The 21,736-nt window shown below is 39.5% G+C and carries 19 protein-coding genes; 15 read left to right on the forward strand and 4 right to left on the reverse strand.

All coding sequences use genetic code 11. From position 1 onward, the window contains the following. Positions 1-13: 13 nt before the first annotated feature. From msbA to tcdA, 6 genes are read left to right on the forward strand one after another with little or no spacing between them, the layout of a single operon-like run. Positions 14-1,759: a lipid A export permease/ATP-binding protein MsbA gene (gene msbA / locus H5090_RS10450; protein WP_182695656.1), complete on the forward strand. Its 1,746-nt coding sequence runs from the start codon at positions 14-16 to the stop codon at positions 1,757-1,759. Then, a complete protein-coding gene (lpxK, locus tag H5090_RS10455; RefSeq protein ID WP_165743199.1) occupies positions 1,756-2,736 on the forward strand; it encodes a tetraacyldisaccharide 4'-kinase in 981 nt (326 codons plus the stop codon). The genes msbA and lpxK overlap by 4 nt, the downstream gene beginning before the upstream one ends. Next, positions 2,726-2,923: a Trm112 family protein gene (locus tag H5090_RS10460; RefSeq protein ID WP_182681254.1), complete on the forward strand. Its 198-nt coding sequence runs from the start codon at positions 2,726-2,728 to the stop codon at positions 2,921-2,923. The genes lpxK and H5090_RS10460 overlap by 11 nt, the downstream gene beginning before the upstream one ends. Beyond that, complete coding sequence (gene kdsB / locus H5090_RS10465) at positions 2,911-3,672, forward strand: 3-deoxy-manno-octulosonate cytidylyltransferase (protein WP_165743201.1); 762 nt, start codon at positions 2,911-2,913, stop codon at positions 3,670-3,672. Before H5090_RS10460 ends, kdsB begins: the two co-directional genes overlap by 13 nt. Beyond that, positions 3,669-4,349 (forward strand): TIGR01621 family pseudouridine synthase, encoded by a 681-nt coding sequence (locus tag H5090_RS10470; RefSeq protein ID WP_182695657.1) that lies wholly within the window; start codon positions 3,669-3,671, stop codon positions 4,347-4,349. Before kdsB ends, H5090_RS10470 begins: the two co-directional genes overlap by 4 nt. Beyond that, on the forward strand, positions 4,350-5,147 hold the full coding sequence (gene tcdA, locus H5090_RS10475; RefSeq protein ID WP_182695658.1) for a tRNA cyclic N6-threonylcarbamoyladenosine(37) synthase TcdA: 798 nt from the start codon (positions 4,350-4,352) through the stop codon (positions 5,145-5,147). It begins immediately after the preceding gene. A gap of 6 nt (positions 5,148-5,153) precedes the next feature. Here the strand turns inward: tcdA and H5090_RS10480 are convergent, their stop codons facing one another. The 3 genes from H5090_RS10480 to H5090_RS10490 form a co-directional block, all read right to left on the reverse strand. Next, positions 5,154-5,570 carry a SufE family protein gene (locus H5090_RS10480; protein ID WP_182671593.1) on the reverse strand — a complete coding sequence of 139 codons (417 nt, stop codon included), beginning with the start codon at positions 5,568-5,570 and terminating at the stop codon, positions 5,154-5,156. A 33-nt stretch (positions 5,571-5,603) separates the two neighbouring features. Then, positions 5,604-6,830, reverse strand: a complete 1,227-nt coding sequence (locus H5090_RS10485) for a SufS family cysteine desulfurase (RefSeq protein WP_182695659.1) — start codon at positions 6,828-6,830, stop codon at positions 5,604-5,606. A gap of 115 nt (positions 6,831-6,945) precedes the next feature. Continuing rightward, the gene (locus tag H5090_RS10490; RefSeq protein WP_002961796.1) at positions 6,946-8,232 is read right to left on the reverse strand and encodes a citrate synthase; all 1,287 of its coding nucleotides are present in this window, start codon (positions 8,230-8,232) and stop codon (positions 6,946-6,948) included. A gap of 420 nt (positions 8,233-8,652) precedes the next feature. On the opposite strand from H5090_RS10490, the gene sdhC reads away from it, so the two are divergent. The 8 genes from sdhC to sucD all read left to right on the forward strand — a co-directional run bounded on the left by sdhC (position 8,653) and on the right by sucD (position 18,516). Further along, the gene (gene sdhC / locus H5090_RS10495) at positions 8,653-9,030 is read left to right on the forward strand and encodes a succinate dehydrogenase, cytochrome b556 subunit (protein ID WP_122975019.1); all 378 of its coding nucleotides are present in this window, start codon (positions 8,653-8,655) and stop codon (positions 9,028-9,030) included. Then, positions 9,021-9,368: a succinate dehydrogenase, hydrophobic membrane anchor protein gene (sdhD, locus tag H5090_RS10500; protein WP_002961798.1), complete on the forward strand. Its 348-nt coding sequence runs from the start codon at positions 9,021-9,023 to the stop codon at positions 9,366-9,368. Before sdhC ends, sdhD begins: the two co-directional genes overlap by 10 nt. Further along, entirely contained in the window at positions 9,369-11,141 is a 1,773-nt protein-coding gene (gene sdhA / locus H5090_RS10505; RefSeq protein ID WP_002961801.1) for a succinate dehydrogenase flavoprotein subunit, read from the forward strand. 10 nt (positions 11,142-11,151) lie between these two features. Next, a complete protein-coding gene (locus tag H5090_RS10510; protein WP_002961804.1) occupies positions 11,152-11,868 on the forward strand; it encodes a succinate dehydrogenase iron-sulfur subunit in 717 nt (238 codons plus the stop codon). A gap of 91 nt (positions 11,869-11,959) precedes the next feature. Beyond that, complete coding sequence (gene sucA / locus H5090_RS10515; protein ID WP_033021680.1) at positions 11,960-14,779, forward strand: 2-oxoglutarate dehydrogenase E1 component; 2,820 nt, start codon at positions 11,960-11,962, stop codon at positions 14,777-14,779. 3 nt (positions 14,780-14,782) lie between these two features. Next, positions 14,783-16,300 carry a 2-oxoglutarate dehydrogenase complex dihydrolipoyllysine-residue succinyltransferase gene (gene odhB / locus H5090_RS10520; protein ID WP_039487977.1) on the forward strand — a complete coding sequence of 506 codons (1,518 nt, stop codon included), beginning with the start codon at positions 14,783-14,785 and terminating at the stop codon, positions 16,298-16,300. A gap of 177 nt (positions 16,301-16,477) precedes the next feature. Further along, a complete protein-coding gene (gene sucC, locus H5090_RS10525; RefSeq protein WP_002961809.1) occupies positions 16,478-17,644 on the forward strand; it encodes an ADP-forming succinate--CoA ligase subunit beta in 1,167 nt (388 codons plus the stop codon). Continuing rightward, positions 17,644-18,516, forward strand: coding sequence for a succinate--CoA ligase subunit alpha (gene sucD / locus H5090_RS10530; protein ID WP_002961811.1), 873 nt, complete (start codon positions 17,644-17,646; stop codon positions 18,514-18,516). The genes sucC and sucD overlap by 1 nt, the downstream gene beginning before the upstream one ends. Positions 18,517-18,574: 58 nt before the next feature. On the opposite strand, the gene H5090_RS10535 is transcribed toward sucD, so the two are convergent. Continuing rightward, complete coding sequence (locus H5090_RS10535; RefSeq protein WP_182695660.1) at positions 18,575-19,645, reverse strand: DUF3083 family protein; 1,071 nt, start codon at positions 19,643-19,645, stop codon at positions 18,575-18,577. A 218-nt stretch (positions 19,646-19,863) separates the two neighbouring features. Here H5090_RS10535 and glnS point away from each other — a divergent pair, with 218 nt between their 5' ends. Continuing rightward, positions 19,864-21,522: a glutamine--tRNA ligase gene (gene glnS / locus H5090_RS10540; RefSeq protein WP_182695661.1), complete on the forward strand. Its 1,659-nt coding sequence runs from the start codon at positions 19,864-19,866 to the stop codon at positions 21,520-21,522. Positions 21,523-21,736: the final 214 nt, after the last annotated feature.

Raw genomic sequence — 21,736 nt, forward strand, 5'->3', positions numbered from 1 at the left:
TTTAGAGAGTGTTATGGATCAAAGTACTGCACAAATTTATAAACGTCTTGTCTCGTATGTTGGCGCATACAAAAGCGTTGCTTTTATCGCAATTGTTGGGATGATAGGCTATTCAGCAATGGATGCTTTATTCATTCAATTAATGAAGCCGTTTATTGATCAAGGTTTAAACCAGCGAAATACAGAAGTTTTAAAGTACGCTCCTTTTGTCGTTATCGCGTTAGTACTAGGGCGTGGTGTTTTTAACTTTATGTCTTCGTACTGTTTAAGTTATGTGGGCTCTCAAGTTGTACGCTCTTTACGCCAAGAGTTATTTGAGCACATATTGCATTTACCCGTTTCTTTTCATGACAAAAACTCAACAGGCGATTTAATTTCAAAAATCACTTTTGACACAGAGCAAGTTCAACAAGCAATTACTAAAGCGTTACTTATTGTTGTACGTGAAGGGGCCTTTGTTGTCTTTTTACTTGGTGTAATGTTTTATACCAGTTGGAAGCTCTCACTTATATTTTTAGTCATCATCCCTCTCGTTGCCATTATTGTAGCGGTTGTATCGAAACGTTTTCGCCATATTTCTAAAAGTATCCAATCAGCTATGGGGCAGGTTACACGTAGCTCTGAACAAATGCTTAGCGGACATAAAGTTATTCATGGATTTGGCGGACAAGATCAAGAGATCAATCACTTCTCGAGAATTAATAATCATAACCGCCAGCAGCGCATTAAAATGGATGCGACAAAAGCTTTAAGTGTATCAATTATTCAAATATTAGCTGCCAGTGCCATGGCTGTTATTTTATGGGCTGTATCTCTTCCATCAATGATTGATACGATTACCTCAGGTGACTTCATGGCATTAATTGCCTCAATGATGATGTTATTGCGACCGCTAAAACAACTCGCCAATGTTAATAGTGATATGCAGCGTGGTATCTCTGCCGCGCAAAGTATTTTTTTAGTTTTAGATGAAGAAATGGAAAAAGATACTGGCACCGTTTCAGTCGATAAAGTTAAAGGGTTAATTGAAGTTAAAAATGTAACCTTTAAGTACCCAACAAAAGATGAAGCCGTATTAAACGACTTGTCGCTAACGATTAAAGCGGGTGAAAGTATTGCCTTAGTAGGGCGCTCAGGCTCTGGTAAATCAACAATTTCTAATTTATTACCACGCTACTATGACTTAGAGTTACCGAGTGAAATATTACTTGATGGTATAGCTCTGCAGGATTATAAATTAACAGATCTACGTCGCCAATTTGCTTTAGTGTCTCAACAAGTCGTGTTATTTAACGATACGATTGCTAACAATATTTGTTATGGCATAAAGCATGATGTGTCTGAGGAAGAATTAGAGCAAGTTGCTAAACAAGCGCATGTTTGGGAGTTTGTTAAAGACCTGCCAGAGCAATTAAACACCATGGTAGGTGAAAATGGTGTAATGCTCTCCGGCGGTCAACGCCAGCGTATAGCGATAGCACGTGCAATATTAAAAGACGCACCTATTTTGATTTTAGACGAGGCTACATCAGCACTTGATACCGAATCAGAAAAGCTTATTCAGCAAGCATTAGAAACGCTAATGAAAGATAAAACCTCAATTGTTATTGCGCATCGCTTATCTACTATCGAAAACAGTGACCGAATCTATGTTATTGATAACGGTCGTGTAATTGAAAGTGGCGATCACAATAGCTTATTAGCAAATGACGGTACTTATTCAGCCCTTTGCAAAATGCAGTTTGGTGATCAGGCGTGAGTAAAATAGAACAAAGCTGGTATAAACCATTTGGTCTAATTACTTTACTGTTATTACCATTAAGTGCTTTGTTTTGGGTTGTATCGTCATTTCGAAAATACTTATACAGCGCTAAAATACTTAAACCTTTTGAGTGCAAAACGCCTGTAATTGTAGTTGGCAATATAAGTGTTGGCGGTAATGGTAAAACGCCTTTTGTTTTGTGGCTGTATGGTCATTTAACACAGCAAGGTTTATCAGTGGGAATTATTAGTAGAGGATATGGTGGGCAATCAGAAAATTACCCGCTGTTAGTTACTGAGCTTGTAGATGCTCAGCAGGCTGGAGATGAGCCCGTACTTTTATACCATCGTTTAAAGTGCCCAATAGCGGTTGGGCCTAATAGACAACACAATATCGATTTATTAGAAAATAATTATACACTCGATGTTATTATTTCTGATGATGGAATGCAGCATTATAAAATGCCTCGTAGCATTGAGTGTTGTATTGTTGATAGTGAGCGTCGTTTTGGTAATGGCTTTGTAATGCCAGCAGGGCCACTTCGTGAAACAACTAAACGTTTGCAAAGTGTCGATATAGTAATTGAAAATGGTGGTGAGGCTAATAATAGCTACACATTACAAGTAAGTAATCTTCGCTTGGTTAATTCAAGCGATTATGCAAAAAGTAACGTAAGTGAAGCACATGCAATAAGTGCAATTGGGAACCCTAAACGGTTTGAAAACTCATTAGAAGCACAAGATATTACGTTATTATCGACTCATCATTTTAGAGATCATTATGCTTATACAGTAGATGATTTTGCACAATTTGGTGATGATTGCATTATAATGACCGAAAAAGATGCCGTTAAATGTAAGTCCTTTGCAAAGCCTAATTGGTATTATTTACCAGTAGATGCACAACCTACCGATAGCGTAATAAACAAATTAAATTCAATATTAAAAGAAAAAGGAATACTCAATGGCCTTTGATACAAAATTACTCGAGATAATTGCGTGCCCTGTTTGCAAGGGAAAATTACGCTTTGATAGAGACAACAACGAACTAATTAGCACAGCAGCTAAGCTTGCTTATCCTGTTCAAGATGATATTCCAGTATTACTTGAAAATGAAGCACGAGAACTATCTCTAGAAGAGGTTGAAAAGTGGAATTCGTAGTTGTAATTCCTGCTCGTTTTGCATCGACCCGACTACCAGGTAAACCGCTTGCTGATATTTGTGGCAAGCCAATGGTTCAACACGTTTACGAAAAAGCATGTTTATCAGGTGCTAGTAAAGTAGTTATAGCAACCGATCATCAAAAAGTATTTGATGCAGTAAGTATGTTTACTAATGATGTAGTAATGACGCGTGAAGATCACCAGTCGGGTACTGAACGATTAGCTGAAGTGGTTGATTTTCTTAAACTTGATAGCAATACAATTGTGGTTAATGTACAAGGCGATGAGCCATTACTTGCACCAGAAAACGTATCTCAAGTTGCTGCACTATTAAGTGATTCAACAGCACCAATGGCAACGTTAAGTGTTGCTATTGAAGAACGTGATGAAGTATTTAATCCTAATGCCGTTAAAGTGGTTAGCGATATAAATAAAAATGCCCTGTATTTCTCTCGTGCAAGTATACCGTTTGATAGAAATACGATGATGGATGATAGCACTGCCCTTAATTTAGCACCATTTCAACGCCATGTAGGTATTTATGCGTACAGAGCGGGTTTTATTAAACAATACATAGAGCTGAGTGTATCACCATTAGAATTACTTGAATCACTTGAGCAGTTACGTGTTTTGTATCACGGTTATAAAATTAAAATAGAACAAGCTCAAATAGCCCCTCATGCAGGTGTAGATACGCCTGATGACTTAGCTAAAGTGATAGCGCATATTAAAAGTAAAAACGTGTGAGTGAGCAAGTAAGTAAGATAATAAAAGTTGTTTATACACATAACGACTTTTATATTTTAGAAAAGCCAGCGGGTCTTAATTTTCATTCTGAAGAGGGACCCGGCTTTGTTGTTTTAGCCGAACAACAATTATCGCAAAAGCTTTATGCCGTTCATCGTTTAGATAAAGTGACATCAGGGCTTATTATTTTAGCAAGAAACAAAGCCGCTGCAGCCGCCTTTACTGTTATGTTTACTGAGCATGCGATTGCTAAATTTTATTTAGCGATTAGTGATGCTAAACCAAAAAAGAAGCAGGGGTGGATAAAAGGCGATATGGCTAAGTCTCGCCGTGGCTCGTTTAAGTTACTAACGAGTACACTTAACCCTGCAATCACCCGATTCTATTCTCTGAGTTATAAGCCAGGATTTAGAGGGTATATTTTAAAACCTTACTCTGGCAAAACACATCAACTAAGAGTGGCACTAAAAAGTGTGGGCGCAGCTATTTTAGGCGATGCAATGTATTCAGGCGCGCCTTCTAATCGTACCTATTTACATGCATATGCGTTAAGCTTTTTATGGCAAGGTGAACAAATACAGCTAACTTTATTACCCGATAGTGGTGATGAGTATTTGGCGTTAATTAAACATCAAGATTTTCAAGCATGGCAATCGCCATGGCAACTGGATTGGTAAATGAGCGAAAAAGTTACAGATATACGTTTTGGTGGTATTAAACGTTTATATGGTCATCAACAGTTTGATTGGCTTCAAGAAGCACATTTTTGTGTAGTAGGTATTGGTGGTGTAGGAAGCTGGACAGCAGAAGCACTTGCGCGTACTGGTGTTGGTAAAATAACACTTATAGATTTGGATGATATTTGCGCCACTAACGTAAATAGGCAAATTCATGCGTTAACGGGCACTATTGGTCAAGCTAAAGTCGATGCAATGAAAGCGCGCTGCGAGCTTATTAACCCAGAATGCCAAATTAGTGTAATAGATGACTTTATTACGCTTGATAATATTCAAGAGCATATTCAAGGTTTTGATTATGTAATTGATTGTATTGATGCAGTTAAAGAAAAAGCAGCATTAATTGCTCACTGTAAACGTAATAAACTACCTATAATTACAACTGGTGGTGCTGGCGGGCAAACAGATCCTAGCCAAGTAACTTTTGGTGATGTAGCTAAAACTACGCAAGACCCATTACTTGCAAAGGTGCGCTATATTTTGCGCAAGCAATATAATTTTAGTAATAATCCTAAACGTAAGTTTAATATTGATTGTGTTTACTCAACAGAGCAATTGGTTTACCCAGGAAGCGATGGCAGCGTATGTCATGCTAAGCAAAATGCTGATGGCACAATGAATATGGACTGTAATAATGGTTTTGGCTCTGTGACTATGATCACAGGAAGCTTTGGTTTTTTTGTTGCTGCAAAAGCGGTGCGTAAATATCTAGATAAAAAACAACGCTCACAAGCTTAGTTTTCGTTAACTAAGCTTGTGTTGTGCCATGGTTTGAATTTTTTCAACCATGGCTTTAATACCATTACCACGTGATGCGCTTAAGTGGCTTATAAGGCCGAGCTTTTCAAATTCTTCATACGCATTTTTATTCACTACCTGTTCTGGTGTAAGCCCGTTGTAAAGCGCTAAAATAATGGCTAATAATCCTTTTACTATACGAGTATCAGAGTCACCTATTACAACAAGTGTATTTTCGGTTAAGTCAAATTCAACGAACATCCATACTTTGCTTTCACAGCCTGGTACAAGTGCATCATCAGTTTTCAAAACATCAGCTAAAGCCGGTAACGTTTTTCCTAAAAGCATTATCTCACGATATTTTTGCTGCCAAGCGGTCGCATTTTTTATAGATTCTGTGACTTTTTTAAACGTATTTGTCATGAGTTATCCTAATTAATTCTATTAAACTGGCGTTCAATCTAATAAAGCGATACATTTTTTAAGTGAATCAATGAATATATCTACATCTTTGTAGGTATTATAAAAAGAAAAACTCGCTCTTAACGTTCCATTAAGCCCTAAATGTGTCATTAATGGTTGCGTACAATGGTGTCCACTTCTGACTGCAACCCCATATCCGTCAAGTAAAGTTGCCAAATCATAAGGATGTTCATCTTTAAAATTAAAACAGAGTGTACCAATATTGTCAGATAGGTTGCTGAATATGGTAATGCCATCCACCTTTACCAATTTTTGTGCCGCGTAACTAAACAATTCTTGTTCATATTGCTGTATTTGCACGTGATCTAATTCATTTAAATAGTCTAATGCGGCACCAAAGCCTAAAACTCCAGAAATATTTGGTGTGCCAGTTTCAAATTTTGCAGGCGCAGGGCGATAAGTGCTATGAGTTAAGTAAACTTTATCGATCATTTCACCGCCGGATTGGTAAATATCTAGCGTATTTAGCTCTTCATATTGGCCATAAAGTACACCTAAGCCTGTTGGACCGAGCATTTTATGGCTTGAGCAAACATAAAAGTCACAGTTTAATTCACGTAAATCGGGTTTTAAATGCAGTGCACCTTGGGCTCCGTCCACTAAAACAAGCGAATTCACCTCTTTTGCAGCTACAATTAGTGGCTTTAAATCAGTGATATTACCCAGTGTGTTCGATGCTTGTGTAATAGCTAATAAGGCAGGTTTTGTTTCTTTTATAAATTCACAGCATTGTTGGGTGTTTAGCGTGCCATTACTATTAAGCGGCAGAGAGACTAATTTAGCTCCCGTCTGTTGGCTTACTAGTTGCCAAGGCACTATGTTTGCGTGATGCTCAAGCGGAGATATTATTATGGTATGACTTTCATCTAAACGCTTTTTTAAGCCGTTAGCGACCAAATTTATGGCTTCTGTAGCACCTTTAGTCCATACAATCTCTTTACTTAAGACATTAAAAAACCTTGCAGCTTTATCCCGAACTTGTTCATAAGAATAAGTGGCCTGTTCGCTAAGTGTATGGCGTCCACGGTGTACATTTGCATTTTGAGACGTATAAAACTCAGTAATTGTATCTATAACTGATTGAGGCTTTTGTGAGGTTGCTGCTGAGTCTAAATAAACAAGCGGGCAGCCGTTTATTGTTTGATTTAATGTCGGGAAGTCGTTTCTAATTTTATTTATATCAAACTTTAAAGTAGGCATAGCTCATCTACATAGTGTTTTTAAGGCAGGGATTGTAATCGGTTTATGATAATTCTCAAGTGCTGTTAATAAAAAAAGGCCGCAAAATGCGGCCTTTTAAACTAACCAGCGCTAATTAACGCTTGTCAGTTGATACGTAGTCACGTTGAGTGTAACCAGTATACATTTGGCGAGGACGGCTGATCTTATGACCAGGTTGAGATAGCATCTCATCCCAGTGAGTGATCCAACCAACAGTACGTGCCATTGCAAAAATTACAGTGAACATGCTTGTTGGAATACCAATCGCTTTTAAGATAATACCAGAGTAGAAATCTACGTTAGGGTATAGTTTCTTCTCTACAAAGTACGGGTCTTCAAGGGCAATTTGCTCAAGCTTCATAGCAATATCAAGAAGTGGATCTTGGATATTTAGCTCAGCTAAAACTTCATGACACGTTTGACGCATTACTGTAGCACGTGGGTCGAAGTTTTTGTAAACGCGGTGACCAAAGCCCATAAGGCGGAATGGGTCAGCTTTGTCTTTAGCTTTAGCAACGTATTCATCAATACGGTCCACAGAGCCAATCTCTTCTAACATGTTTAAACATGCTTCGTTAGCGCCGCCGTGAGCAGGTCCCCATAAAGAAGCAATACCAGCTGCAATACATGCATACGGGTTAGCACCTGATGAACCAGCAAGACGAACTGTTGAAGTCGATGCATTTTGCTCATGATCTGCATGAAGCATAAAGATTTTGTCCATAGCTTTAGCAGTTACAGGGTTAACTTTATATTCTTCAGCAGGCACAGAGAACATCATGTGTAAGAAGTTTTCTGCGTAGCTTAAATCGTTACGTGGGTATACAAACGGTTGGCCGATGTTTGTTTTATAGGCCATTGCAGCAATAGTTGGTAACTTAGCAACTAGCTTAACTGCACTTGTTTTACGTTGTTCTGCATCAGTAATATCAAGGTCTTCATGATAAAAAGATGATAATGCACCCACTACGCCACAAAGCATTGCCATTGGGTGAGCGTCAAAGCGGAAACCTTGGAAAAAGTTAGCAATTTTCTCGTCAAGCATAGTGCTTGTAGTGATTTCATTCTTAAAAACTTCGTATTGTTCTTTAGAAGGTAACTCACCATTTAAAAGTAAGTAGCAAAGCTCAATATAGTTAGAATCTTCAGCTAATTGCTCAATTGGGTAACCACGGTGAAGTAGTACACCTTTACCACCATCAATATAGGTGATTGCAGATTCACAAGAACCAGTCGACATGAAACCTGGGTCATAAGTAAAGTGACCATGTGAACCTAACGTACGTACGTCGATTACATCTTGGCCAGCAGTGCCTTGATAAATTGGAAGTTCGATTGGATCTAGTCCATCAATATGGACTGTGGCTTTTTTATCTGCCATCGCTATGTATCTCCTATTAAGATATCTATTCTGATTTTTAGATTTTAAAGTTCTGAAATCTGTTTTAAGCACATCTTCGCATTTTAACGTGAAAGAGGGGGTTAAAGTCAATTTTTATAAACATTATGCATATATGTATAATAAATATTCGGTATTAATTAAATATAATACTATTGGCTAATTCGCAAACATCTCTAAATAAACAAGAATTGTAAAAAGTCCTGTGGGTATATATACTAACGGTGGTTTTAAACCGTATTGTATTTGGGTAAACATATTCTTAACAGCTTAAAATTTACTGTTTTGTGAACTTTAACTATTTTGATACGTTTATTCTGATAGTTCCATCAGTAATATTTGGTGGGTTTTTAGAAAAACAAGTAGATGAGCTCCACTGTGAGCAAAGATGGGCAAGTAACTGTGAAAAAGCAAAGACCTGTAAATCTAGATCTAACAACTATATCTATGCCGGCAACGGCTAAAGCTTCAATTTTTCACCGCGTCACCGGTGTTGCATTGTTTTTTGCTTTAACGTTTGTCATTTGGGCTTGGTCTGAGTCTCTCTCTTCAGCTGAAGGTTTTGAATTCGTCAAGGGTCTGTTTAACGGATTCATTGCCAAATTTATAGCTTGGGGCACTGTTTCTGTATTAGGTTATCACCTTATTGGTGGCATCCGTCATATGATTATGGATATGGGACATTGGGAAGAACTTGAATCAGGTAACCTCAGCGCTAAAGTATCAATGGCTCTTGGTGTTGTGTTTGCCGTATTGGCAGGGGTGTGGATATGGTTTTAAATCAAGCAACTCTAAAACGTGATGGTGTACAAGATTTCGTATCTTTACGTACCACGGCATTAATAATCAGCGCGTACGCGATTTTTATTATCGGCTATTTTTTAGCGACGCCAGAAGTCACTTTCGAAGCCTGGACAGGCCTCTTCTCTAACCTAGCAATGAAAGGGTTTACTTTAATTACCCTTATTTGCATTATGGTTCATACCCGCATTGGCCTTTGGCAAGTTCTTACAGACTATGTTAAGTGTTCGAAGTTGCGTGCTGTATTAGGTTTTGTTTTAAACCTAATGGCCGTTGCTTACGTAGCTATTGGTCTAATCGTATTATGGGGTGTTTAAGTGAAATATTCTGTTCGTGAATTTGACGCCGTAGTAATTGGTGCAGGTGGTGCTGGTATGCGCGCTGCTTTAGCAATTACAGAATCTGGCAAAACGTGTGCATTAATATCTAAAGTATTTCCAACGCGCTCACACACTGTATCTGCTCAAGGTGGTATTACAGTAGCGCTTGGTAATTCACACGAAGACAACTGGGAATGGCATATGTACGATACCGTTAAGGGTTCCGATTTTATCGGTGACCAAGACGCTATTGAATACATGTGTCAAACTGGCCCAGAAGCTATTACTGAATTAGAAAACATGGGACTACCATTTTCTCGTTTTGAAAATGGCCGTGTTTACCAACGTCCTTTCGGTGGTCAATCGAAAAACTTTGGTGGTGAACAAGCCGCACGTACTGCTGCTGCAGCTGACCGTACTGGTCATGCTTTACTTCATCTTCTATATCAACAAAACGTTAAAAACAAAACAAATGTATTCTCTGAGTGGTATGCACTTGACTTAGTTAAAAACGACAATGGCGATGTAGTAGGGTGTACAGCAATTGAGATTGAAACAGGTGAAATCACTTTCTTCAAATCTAAAGCAGTTGTATTAGCCACTGGTGGTGCAGGTCGTATATTCGCATCAACAACAAATGCTCACATTAACACCGGTGACGGTGTTGGTATGGCAACACGCGCTGGTATTTCTATGCAAGACATGGAAATGTGGCAGTTCCACCCAACGGGTATTGCAGGTGCTGGTACTCTAGTAACTGAAGGTTGTCGTGGTGAAGGCGGTTATCTTTTAAATAAAGATGGCGAGCGCTTCATGGAACGTTACGCACCAAATGCAAAAGACTTAGCGTCTCGCGATGTTGTTGCGCGTTCAATGATGACTGAAATCCGTGAAGGTCGTGGTTGTGATGGTCCTTGGGGTCCTCATATCAAGCTGAAACTTGACCATTTAGGTGAAGAAACGCTTAACCTACGTCTTCCTGGCGTATGTGACCTAGCTAAAACTTTCGCTCACGTTGATCCAGCTAAAGAGCCAATTCCAGTAATTCCTACTTGTCATTATATGATGGGTGGTGTTCCTACTAACGTAAATGGACAAGCACTACAAATCGATGCTCAAGGCAACGAAAAAGTAGTTGAAGGTTTATTTGCTGTTGGTGAGATTGCATGTGTATCTGTACACGGTGCAAACCGCCTAGGTGGTAACTCATTACTAGATTTAGTTGTATTTGGCCGCGCTGCTGGTAACTTCTTAGGTAAATACCTTAAAGATGTTGAAGTATCAAAAGCGGCTTCAGAGTCAGATTTAGAAGCGTCTCTTGCACGTTACAACCGTTGGGAAAATTCAACGGCTGGCCAAGGTGAAGATCCAGTTCAAATCAAAAAAGACCTACAGCAATGTATGCAGCTTAACTTCTCGGTATTCCGTGAAGGCGATTCAATGGCTTCAGGTCTTCAAGAACTTAAAGAAATTCGTGAACGTCTGCAACATGCTCGTCTTGATGATAAATCATCAGACTTCAATACGCAGCGTATCGAATGTCTTGAACTAGATAACTTAATGGAAACAGCTTACTCAACTGCAGTAGCTGCAAACTTCCGTACAGAAAGCCGTGGTGCACATTCTCGCTTTGACTACCCAGATCGTGATGACGAAAACTGGTTATGTCACTCAGTATTCAATCCTGTAACGGATGAAATGAGTAAGCGTGATGTAAACTATGCGCCTAAAACGCGTGAAGCTTTCCCACCTAAAGCACGTGTTTACTAGGAGATAGACGATGGCACAAGTACAATTTTCAGTTTATCGTTATAATCCAGATGTTGACAACGCTCCTCGTATGCAAGAATACACCTTGCAAACAGAGGAAGGTCACGACATGATGGTGTTAGATGCACTTATTCTTTTAAAAGAACAAGATCCTACACTATCTTTTCGTCGTTCATGCCGTGAAGGTGTGTGTGGGTCTGATGGTGTTAACATGAATGGTAAAAATGGTTTAGCATGTATTACTCCTTTATCTACGCTACAAAAAAATGGCAAAGGTAAAATTGTAGTACGTCCGTTACCAGGCTTACCTGTGGTTCGTGACCTTGTTATTGACATGAGTCAGTTCTACACTCAGTACGAAAAAGTTAAACCTTATTTAATTAATGATCAGCCTGCAGCAGGCGAGCGTCTTCAATCTATTGAAGAACGTGATAAATTAGATGGGCTATATGAGTGTATTTTGTGTGCATGTTGTTCGACATCGTGTCCTTCGTTCTGGTGGAACCCAGACAAGTTCATTGGTCCAGCAGGCCTTCTTCACGCTTACCGTTTCTTAGCTGATAGCCGAGATACAGCAACTGAAGAACGTTTAGCGGATTTAGACGATGCGTTCAGTGTGTTCCGTTGCCACAGTATCATGAACTGTGTTAGCGTTTGTCCTAAGGGTCTTAACCCGACTAAAGCAATTGGGCAAATCAAATCTATGTTATTAAACCGAGCGGTTTGATTACTTAGTAAACGTAAGATGGCTAATACAGATTATTAGCCATCTTGTTATGATAACTATTAATTTCTGCGCTAAAGAAAAGGGCTTATAAATGCACGAAGGTGTGATGAAGGCATGGCTAGAATCTTCACATTTAAACGGCGGCAACGTTGCTTATGTAGAAGAGCTTTATGAAGCGTATTTAGACGATGCGACTTCTGTGCCAGATGAATGGCGAGAAGTGTTCGAACAATTACCTAAAGTTGATGGTGTGGATGTTGAAGTAAAACATTCAGAAGTTCGAACGCAGTTTGCACAGCTTGCAAAAAACAAGCATAGAGAAGTAGTGGTAGCAGAGGGTAGTGGCGGTGACCTTAAACAGGTTAAAGTTCTACAACTTATTAATGCTTTCCGTTTTCGTGGACACCAAAATGCAAACCTAGATCCATTAGGTATTTGGCAACGAGAGCGTGTACGAGATTTAGAGCTAGAGTACCACGACTTATCTTCAAGTGATTTTGACCGCGAGTTTAACGTAGGATCGTTTGCCGTAGGCCGCGATACTATGCCTTTAGGTGAACTATACCAAGCACTAAAAACTACATATTGTGGTTCAATTGGCGCTGAGTATATGCACATCACATCAACAGAGGAAAAGCGTTGGTTACAACAGCGTTTAGAATCTGTCCAGTCTAGGCCAAAATTCGAAAAAGACGAAAAGCTGCGTATCCTAAAAGGATTAACTGCTGCTGACGGACTTGAAAAATATTTAGGGGCTAAGTTCCCAGGTGCTAAGCGTTTCTCACTTGAAGGTGGCGATGCGTTAGTTCCAATGTTAAAAGAGCTTATTCACCGCGCTGGTGAAAGCGGCCAACAAGAAGCTGTTATTGGTATGGCTCACCGTGGTCGTTTAAATGTTCTTGTAAATGTACTTGGTAAAAATCCATCAGAGTTATTTGATGAGTTTGCTGGTAAACATAAAGAAACATTAAGTTCTGGCGATGTTAAATACCACATGGGTTATTCATCTGACTTTGCTACTAAAGGTGGCAATGTTCATATGGCGCTTGCGTTTAACCCGTCTCATCTTGAAATTGTAAACCCAGTTGTTATGGGCTCAGTACGTGCTCGTCTTGACCGCTTAGGTGACAGTTCTGGTATTAAAGCTTTACCAATTACAATTCATGGTGATTCTGCGGTTACAGGCCAAGGTGTTGTACAAGAAACGTTTAACTTATCACAAACTAACGCGTTTAGTTGTGGTGGTAGTATTCGTATTGTTGTAAATAACCAAGTTGGTTTTACTACATCTAAACAAGACGATGTACGCTCTACAGATTACTGTACTGACATTGCTAAAATGGTTCAGTCACCTATCTTCCATGTTAACTCTGATGACCCTGAAGCAGTTGCATTTGTTACTCAAATTGCACTTGATTTCAGAAACCAGTTTAAACGTGACGTAGTAATCGATTTAGTATGTTACCGTCGCCATGGTCACAATGAAGCTGATGAGCCTAATGCCACTCAGCCTGTTATGTACCAAAAAATTAAAAAGCACCCAGTTCCACGTTTAATATACGCAGATCAACTTATAGCTGAAGGCTCTTTTTCTGAACAAGAAATAAAAGCACTTGCTGATGAGTACCGTAATGCATTAGACGAAGGCAACTGTGTTGTTTCAGAAATACAACCAGAGACATCGCATTCTTCAGATTGGGCAAAGTATGTTGGCCATGAGTGGGATGTTGATTACGATGCTAGCGTACCTGTTGAAGAGCTCAAAGCACTCGGTGAGAAAATCGCTTCTTACCCAGAGCAATATAAAGCACAGTCACGCGTTAAAAAGATTTACGATGATCGTAAATTAATGGCTTCTGGTGAGAAACCTCTAGATTGGGGTATGGCAGAAACACTTGCTTATGCAACAATTGCAACTGAAGGCACTGACATTCGTTTAACTGGTCAGGATTCAGGGCGTGGAACATTCTTTCATCGTCATGCTGTTGTTCACAGTCAATCAGACGGCGCTACTTATACACCTCTACAGCACTTAAGCGAAGATCAAGGTACTTTTGAAGTATTTGACTCTGTTTTATCTGAAGAAGCTGTTGTTGCTTTTGAATACGGTTATGCAACTGCAGAGCCTACTTCATTAGTGCTTTGGGAAGCACAGTTTGGTGATTTCGCCAACGGTGCACAGGTTGTATTTGACCAGTTCCTAAGTTCTGGTGAGCAAAAATGGGGCCGTTTATGTGGTCTTACAATTTTGTTACCACATGGCTATGAAGGACAAGGTCCAGAGCATAGTTCAGCTCGCTTAGAGCGTTTCCTACAACTATGTGCTGATCACAACATGCAAGTATGTGTTCCATCTACTCCTGCACAAGTTTACGCTATGCTTCGTCGTCAATCAGTTCGACCACTACGTCGTCCGTTGATTGTTATGACGCCTAAGTCGTTGCTTCGTCATCCTCTTGCAACTTCATCGCTTGAAGAGCTATCGCATGGTGTTTTCCATAATATGATCGACGAAGTTGATGATATTAACCCTGAGAAAGTTGAACGCGTTGTATTTTGTAGTGGTAAAGTTTATTACGAACTATTACAAGAACGTCGTAAGCTAGAGCAAGATAATATTGCTATTGTTCGTGTTGAGCAGTTATATCCGTTCCCACATGACGAAATGCAAACAATTATGGAGCGTTACCAACACGTAACTGATTTTGTATGGTGTCAAGAAGAACCACAAAACCAAGGTGCATGGTACTGTTCACAACATCACTTTATTGATGCAATCCCACAAGGTGCTAAATTAAAATATGCAGGACGTAAAGCGTCTGCATCACCAGCGTGTGGTTACATGTCAGTACATACTAAAGAACAACAAGCGCTCGTTGCCGACGCGCTTACTATAGAAAATAAAGGATAAGCAATGAGCACAGAAATTAAAGTTCCTGTTCTTCCTGAGTCGGTTGCAGATGCTACCGTTGCTACATGGCATGTAAGTGTTGGCGACAAAGTAACTCGCGATCAAAACTTAGTAGACATTGAAACAGATAAAGTGGTTTTAGAAGTTGTTGCACAGCATGACGGTGTAATTACAGAAATATCACAAGAAGAAGGTGCAACCGTACTTGGCGATCAAGTTATGGGTTTACTTGGTGATGCTGATGCAGCGCCAGCAAGTGAAGGTTCATCTAAAGAAGAATCAGCACCAGCTAAATCAGAAGACGCGCCAGCGGCGCAATCAGCACCAGCATCAGAAGGTAAAGAAGTGGACATTAAAGTACCTGTACTTCCAGAATCAGTTGCAGACGCAACAATTGCTACATGGCATGTACAACCAGGTGACGCAGTAACACGCGACCAAAACTTGGTAGATATTGAAACAGATAAAGTTGTTCTTGAAGTAGTAGCTCAAGAAGATGGCATCATGGGTGATATCATTCACAACGAAGGCGATACTGTACTAGGCGAGCAAGTAATTGGTTCGGTTAAAGCAGGCGGTGCACCAGCGGCTCCAGCTGCAAAAGCAGACGAAACGCCAGCAGCAGATTCTAGCGAAAGTTCAGATGTGTTAACACCATCAGTTCGTCGTTTAATTGCTGAGAAAGGCTTAGACGCTTCTAAAATTAACGGCACGGGTAAAAATGGCCGTGTAACTAAAGAAGACGTTGATACGTTCTTAAAAGCACCAGCGCCAGCGGCTAAAAAAGCAGAAGCTTCTGCTCCTGCAGCACCGATGGGCGATCGTACTCAAAAACGTGTTCCTATGACTCGCCTGCGTAAAACGATTGCTACACGTCTTCTTGAAGCTAAAAATTCAACTGCAATGTTAACAACATTCAACGAAGTGAACATGGAACCAATCATGAGCCTTCGTAAGCAGTACCAGGAAGTATTTGAAAAGCGTCATGGCATTCGTTTAGGTTTCATGTCTTTCTACGTGAAAGCGGTAACTGAAGCACTTAAACGCTTCCCAGATGTTAATGCATCAATTGATGGTGACGATATTGTTTACCATAACTATTTTGATATCAGCATTGCAGTATCTACTCCACGTGGTCTAGTTACTCCAGTACTTAAAGATTGTGACAAACTATCTGTTGCTGAAATCGAAAAGGGTATTCGTGAATTAGCACTTAAAGGTCGTGATGGTAAGCTAACGCTTGCAGATATGACCGGTGGTAATTTCACTATTACTAATGGCGGCGTATTTGGTTCATTACTATCTACACCTATCATTAACTTGCCACAGTCTTCAATTTTGGGTATGCATAAAATCCAAGACCGTCCGATGGCTGTAAATGGTAAAGTAGAAATACTTCCTATGATGTATTTAGCTCTTTCTTATGACCACCGTATCATTGATGGTAAAGAATCAGTTGGTTTCTTAGTGACTATTAAAGAGTTACTTGAAGATCCAACTCGCTTATTGCTAGATGTTTAATCTAGTTGTATGAAATGTAAGCTGTGAATGAACATTCACAGCTTTTTTTTTGCGCCTTTGGTCTTACTGGGGTTTTCATGTTAAGCCTTGGGATCTATACTAGGTGCGCAATTTGGGATAGTTGTTTATTTGAAAAAATATTCAGCTCTTTTAGTATAAAAAATTGGATAAAGCATCATGAATTTGCATGAGTATCAGGCAAAACAACTTTTTGCCGAATATGGTTTACCAGTTTCTCAGGGTTTCGCTTGCGATACACCTGAAGAAGCTGCAGCAGCTGCTGAAAAAATCGGCGGTGATATGTGGGTTGTTAAAACTCAGGTTCACGCAGGTGGACGTGGTAAAGCTGGCGGTGTAAAGCTAGTAAAAACTATCGACGAAGTAAAAGCGTTTGCAGCTAACTGGTTGGGTAAAAACCTAGTTACTTACCAAACAGACGAGAAAGGTCAGCCAGTAGCTAAAATTTTAGTTGAAAGCTGTACTGACATTGCTAACGAATTGTACCTAGGTGCAGTAGTTGACCGTGCATCTCGCAAAGTAGTTTTCATGGCGTCTACTGAAGGCGGCGTTGAAATTGAAACTGTTGCAGAAGAAACACCAGAGCTTATCCACAAAGCTGAAATTGATCCATTAGTGGGTCCTCAAGCTTACCAAGCACGTGAACTAGGCTTTAAATTGGGTCTTAACCCAGTACAAATGAAGCAGTTTGTTAAGATCTTTATGGGTCTTGGTAACATGTTTACTGATTTTGATTTCGCACTACTTGAGATCAACCCGTTAGTAATTACAGACGAAGGTAACCTTCACTGTCTTGACGGAAAAATCGGTATTGATGGTAATGCACTTTACCGTCAACCTAAAATCCGTGAGTTCCACGATCCATCTCAAGAAGATGCACGTGAAGCACACGCAGCAAGCTTCGAGCTTAACTACGTTGCTCTAGATGGCAATGTTGGTTGTATGGTTAACGGTGCAGGCCTAGCAATGGGTACTATGGACATCGTAAACCTACACGGCGGCAAACCGGCTAACTTCCTAGATGTTGGCGGCGGCGCGACTAAAGAACGTGTTTCTGAAGCATTCAAAATCATCCTTTCTGACGATAATGTTAAAGCTGTTTTAGTAAACATCTTTGGCGGTATCGTACGTTGTGACATGATTGCTGAAGGTATCATTGGCGCAGTTAAAGAAGTTGGCGTAAATGTACCTGTAGTTGTACGTTTAGAAGGTACTAATGCTGAATTAGGTCGTGAAGTTCTTAAGAACTCAGGTCTAGATATCATTGCTGCTGAATCACTAACAGACGCTGCTGAGAAAGTTGTTGCTGCTGCGGAGGGCAAATAATGTCTGTATTAATCAATAAAGATACAAAAGTTATCTGTCAAGGTTTCACTGGTGGCCAAGGTACTTTCCACTCAGAGCAAGCGCTTGAGTACGGTACACAAATGGTTGGTGGTGTAAGCCCAGGTAAAGGCGGTCAAACGCACCTTGGTCTTCCTGTATTCAACACAGTTCGTGATGCTGTTCAAGAAACTGGCGCAACTGCTTCAGTTATCTACGTACCAGCTCCTTTCTGTAAAGATGCAATCTTAGAAGCTATCGATGCTGGCATCGAGCTGATTGTTTGTATCACTGAAGGTATCCCTACGCTTGATATGGTTGACGTTAAAGTTAAACTAGATCAAACAGGTACTCGTATGATCGGTCCTAACTGTCCAGGTGTTATTACTCCTGGTGAGACTAAGATTGGTATCATGCCTGGTCACATCCACAAACCTGGTAAAGTAGGTATTGTTTCTCGCTCTGGTACTTTAACGTACGAAGCGGTTAAGCAAACTACTGATGCTGGTTTTGGTCAGTCTACGTGTGTTGGTATTGGTGGTGATCCAATCCCAGGTACTAACTTTATCGACGTTCTAGAAATGTTCGAAAAAGATCCACAAACTGAAGCAATCGTAATGATTGGTGAAATTGGTGGTACTGCAGAAGAAGAAGCTGCAGAGTACATCAAAGCTAACGTAACTAAACCTGTAGTATCTTACATTGCTGGTGTTACTGCACCAGAAGGTAAGCGTATGGGTCACGCTGGCGCAATCATCGCAGGCGGTAAAGGTACTGCTGATGAGAAATTTGCTGCATTAGAAGCTGCGGGCGTAAAAACTGTACGTTCACTTGCTGAAATCGGTAAAGCACTTAAAGAGAAAACAGGCTGGTAATTGCTTGTTTCCTCTGAAAAGGCCCGCTTATGCGGGCCTTTTTGTTATTGAGGTAAATTTAGAACGGATAACTAATATGCTGAAAAAAGCGTACAGACAAATCTTGTCGTTGCTTATTTATGGCCAGCTCGTTACATAGTGCATGAATTGTTTTCTCTACTTGGTTCATAAAGCGGCCATAACCAATTTCATGTTTATCCTGCTGCGTTGCGACAATAACAAAATGTAGTGTTTCTACTAATCTTGTTGTTTCATAAAAATACTTAATTTGATTTTCATTTGATTCAACATCAAAACTCAACTTTTGTAACTCTGTATTACCTTCATTTTTATCTATTTTACTGTTTCGGACAATGGGTATTGCGCCATTAGCTACCATTGCACCGTGTGTTAGTTTGTTTTGTTCACATGCGCGTTTAAAACTATCTGCAAAGTAATCATAAAACTTTTCCACATCGTTATTGTTCACCATTGTTTGAAACTGTGTTTTGATGGCCCGAGAAAGCGCAATGGTAAATGTTGCGTAAGTCATTTCAGCATAGTCACTAGGAATATTACATTGCCTTGATTGATAACGAGGGTAGAGGCTTCTGAGTTTATATCCATAACTCTCTTTATTTCCCTTATCTTTAGCAAATAAATCGTAAGTTAGATGTTGGTGATCGCGAAGTTTAAATTGGGGCTGATTTATAAATAACTGTTCTTGGAGTAAGTTTAATACTTTTTGCACTCTATTGTGAAACAAAGCTGAGTTTGCACGTAAGTCTTCACCCGTGGCTAAAAACAAGAAACGTATTTTCTTACTTTTTATATCTGGTGAGTAATAAATTTTATGTGCCTCGTGATAACGAGGGTTATAAAAAAACAACATCTGCTTGTCGGTTTCTAGTTGATATGACTCATCATGAAAGCGTATAACCGGTAGTTTATCGTTTGCTAATAAATGTACATTATGCAGTTCATACTCATCACAACATGCAAATAATTGACGCGCAATACGCTCGTAGCAACAGTTTATAGTGCTAAAGCTATTATAAAATGCTTCGTTGGGTATTATTTCAGCCAATAAATAGTGGTTAGCGCGTGCATTAGTTGGAATATATACACGGTGTTGATTAAGTGTCGCCATCTTAGAATCCTTATAAAGTAGGTTATTTAGCTACTATAATTGGCTTTGATGACCTAAATGTTGCGTTAAAACAAATTTTATTCATAAACAATTGAACAAGTGGATTAAAGTTAATCAATATCTAAAATAAACCTTAATCTATTGCTGTATGTTAGTGTATGTTTTTGTAATAATGCATTAGTTTTGTTATTACGTAATATTTAGAGGATCACACTCCTATGGCGGAAATTGAGAATCGCCCAAGTAACTTTATTAGAACCCGAATTGATGAAGACTTAGCAAGTGGCAAACATGCGACAACGCATACACGTTTTCCACCTGAGCCAAATGGTTTTTTACATATTGGCCATGCCAAATCAATTTGTTTGAATTTTGGTATCGCAAAAGACTACAACGGTTTATGTAACCTACGTTTTGACGATACAAACCCTGAAAAAGAAGACATTAACTACGTTAACTCTATTAAAGAGGATGTACAGTGGTTAGGCTTTAATTGGGATGGCGACATAAAGTATTCTTCTAACTATTTTGATACTTTATATGGTTATGCAGTAGAGCTTATTGAAAAAGGCTTAGCGTACGTTTGTTTTTTAACTGCAGACGAAGCACGACAGTACCGTGGTACATTAAAAGAGCCAGGTAAAAACAGTCCTTATAGAGATACTTCAGTTGAAGAAAACCTAGCGTTATTTGAAAAAATGCGCGCTAGCGAATTCAAAGAAGGTGAATGTGTACTGCGTGCTAAAATTGATATGGCAAGCTCATTTATGGTGCTTCGCGATCCAATTATTTACCGTGTACGTTTTGCTCATCATCATCAAACAGCTGACAAGTGGTGCATTTACCCAATGTATGACTTCACTCACTGTATTTCTGATGCGCTTGAAGGTATTACACATTCATTATGTACATTAGAGTTTCAAGATAACCGTCGTTTATACGATTGGGTACTTGATAACATTAGTTTAGAGTGTCACCCACAGCAAATTGAGTTTTCGCGCTTAAATCTTGAATACACTATTATGTCAAAGCGTAAGCTAAATGATTTAGTAGTAAATAACTATGTAGAAGGGTGGGATGACCCTCGTATGCCTACTATTGCAGGTTTACGTCGTCGTGGTTATACACCAGGTTCAATCCGTGAATTTTGTTTGCGTATTGGTGTAACAAAACAAGAGAATATGGTTGAAATGGGCATGCTTGAAGCCTGTATCCGTGAAGACTTAAACGAAAATGCACCACGTGCAATGGCTGTACTCGATCCTGTTAAAATCGTTATTGAAAACTACGATGCAGATAAAGTTGAAACTTTATCAGTGGCTAATCACCCAAATAAAGAAGAAATGGGGCGTCGTGATGTTCCATTTACTCGTGAAATCTATATTGAACGAGAAGACTTTAAAGAAGAAGCGAATAACAAATTCAAACGTTTAGTACTTGATAAAGAAGTACGCTTACGTGGTGCTTATGTTATTAAAGCGCAGCGTGTTGAAAAAGACGAAAATGGCGAAATCACAACTATCTTTTGTACTTACGACAGCGAAACACTTGGTAAAAACCCAAGTGATGGTCGTAAAGTAAAAGGTGTTATTCATTGGGTTTCAGCACCAGAGTCTATTAGTGCAGAAGTTCGTTTATACGACCGCTTGTTTAGCGTACCAAATCCAGCAGCTGCAGAGGAATTTGAAACTACGCTAAACCCGGAGTCACTGGTTGTTTTACCTAATGCTAAATTAGAACCATCGCTTGCTAATTCACAAGCAGAGCAGGGCTTTCAGTTTGAGCGTACAGGTTATTTCTCTCGTGATTCTAAATCAGAGAACGTTGTATTTAATCAAACAGTGGGTCTTCGCGATTCATGGTCTAAAACTCAATAAGTAATACCAATTCGCTTAATTAAGTGATCTATTTTGAGGCTGGAAAAACGTGTTGATAGCTAGGCAAAAAATTCGCTATTTAGTTGTTCTAAATGAGCATTTTTTAACGCAGGTAGCGACACGTTTAGCCCCGCGAAATGATTAAGTATTATTGCGGATTGGTATAATACTTAAAATATACCCAGGATTTACTGGGTATATTCAATATTATCGT

Origin of the sequence: Pseudoalteromonas sp. SR43-5, assembly GCF_014163835.1 — a bacterium.
GTDB classification, from domain to species: domain Bacteria; phylum Pseudomonadota; class Gammaproteobacteria; order Enterobacterales; family Alteromonadaceae; genus Pseudoalteromonas; species Pseudoalteromonas distincta.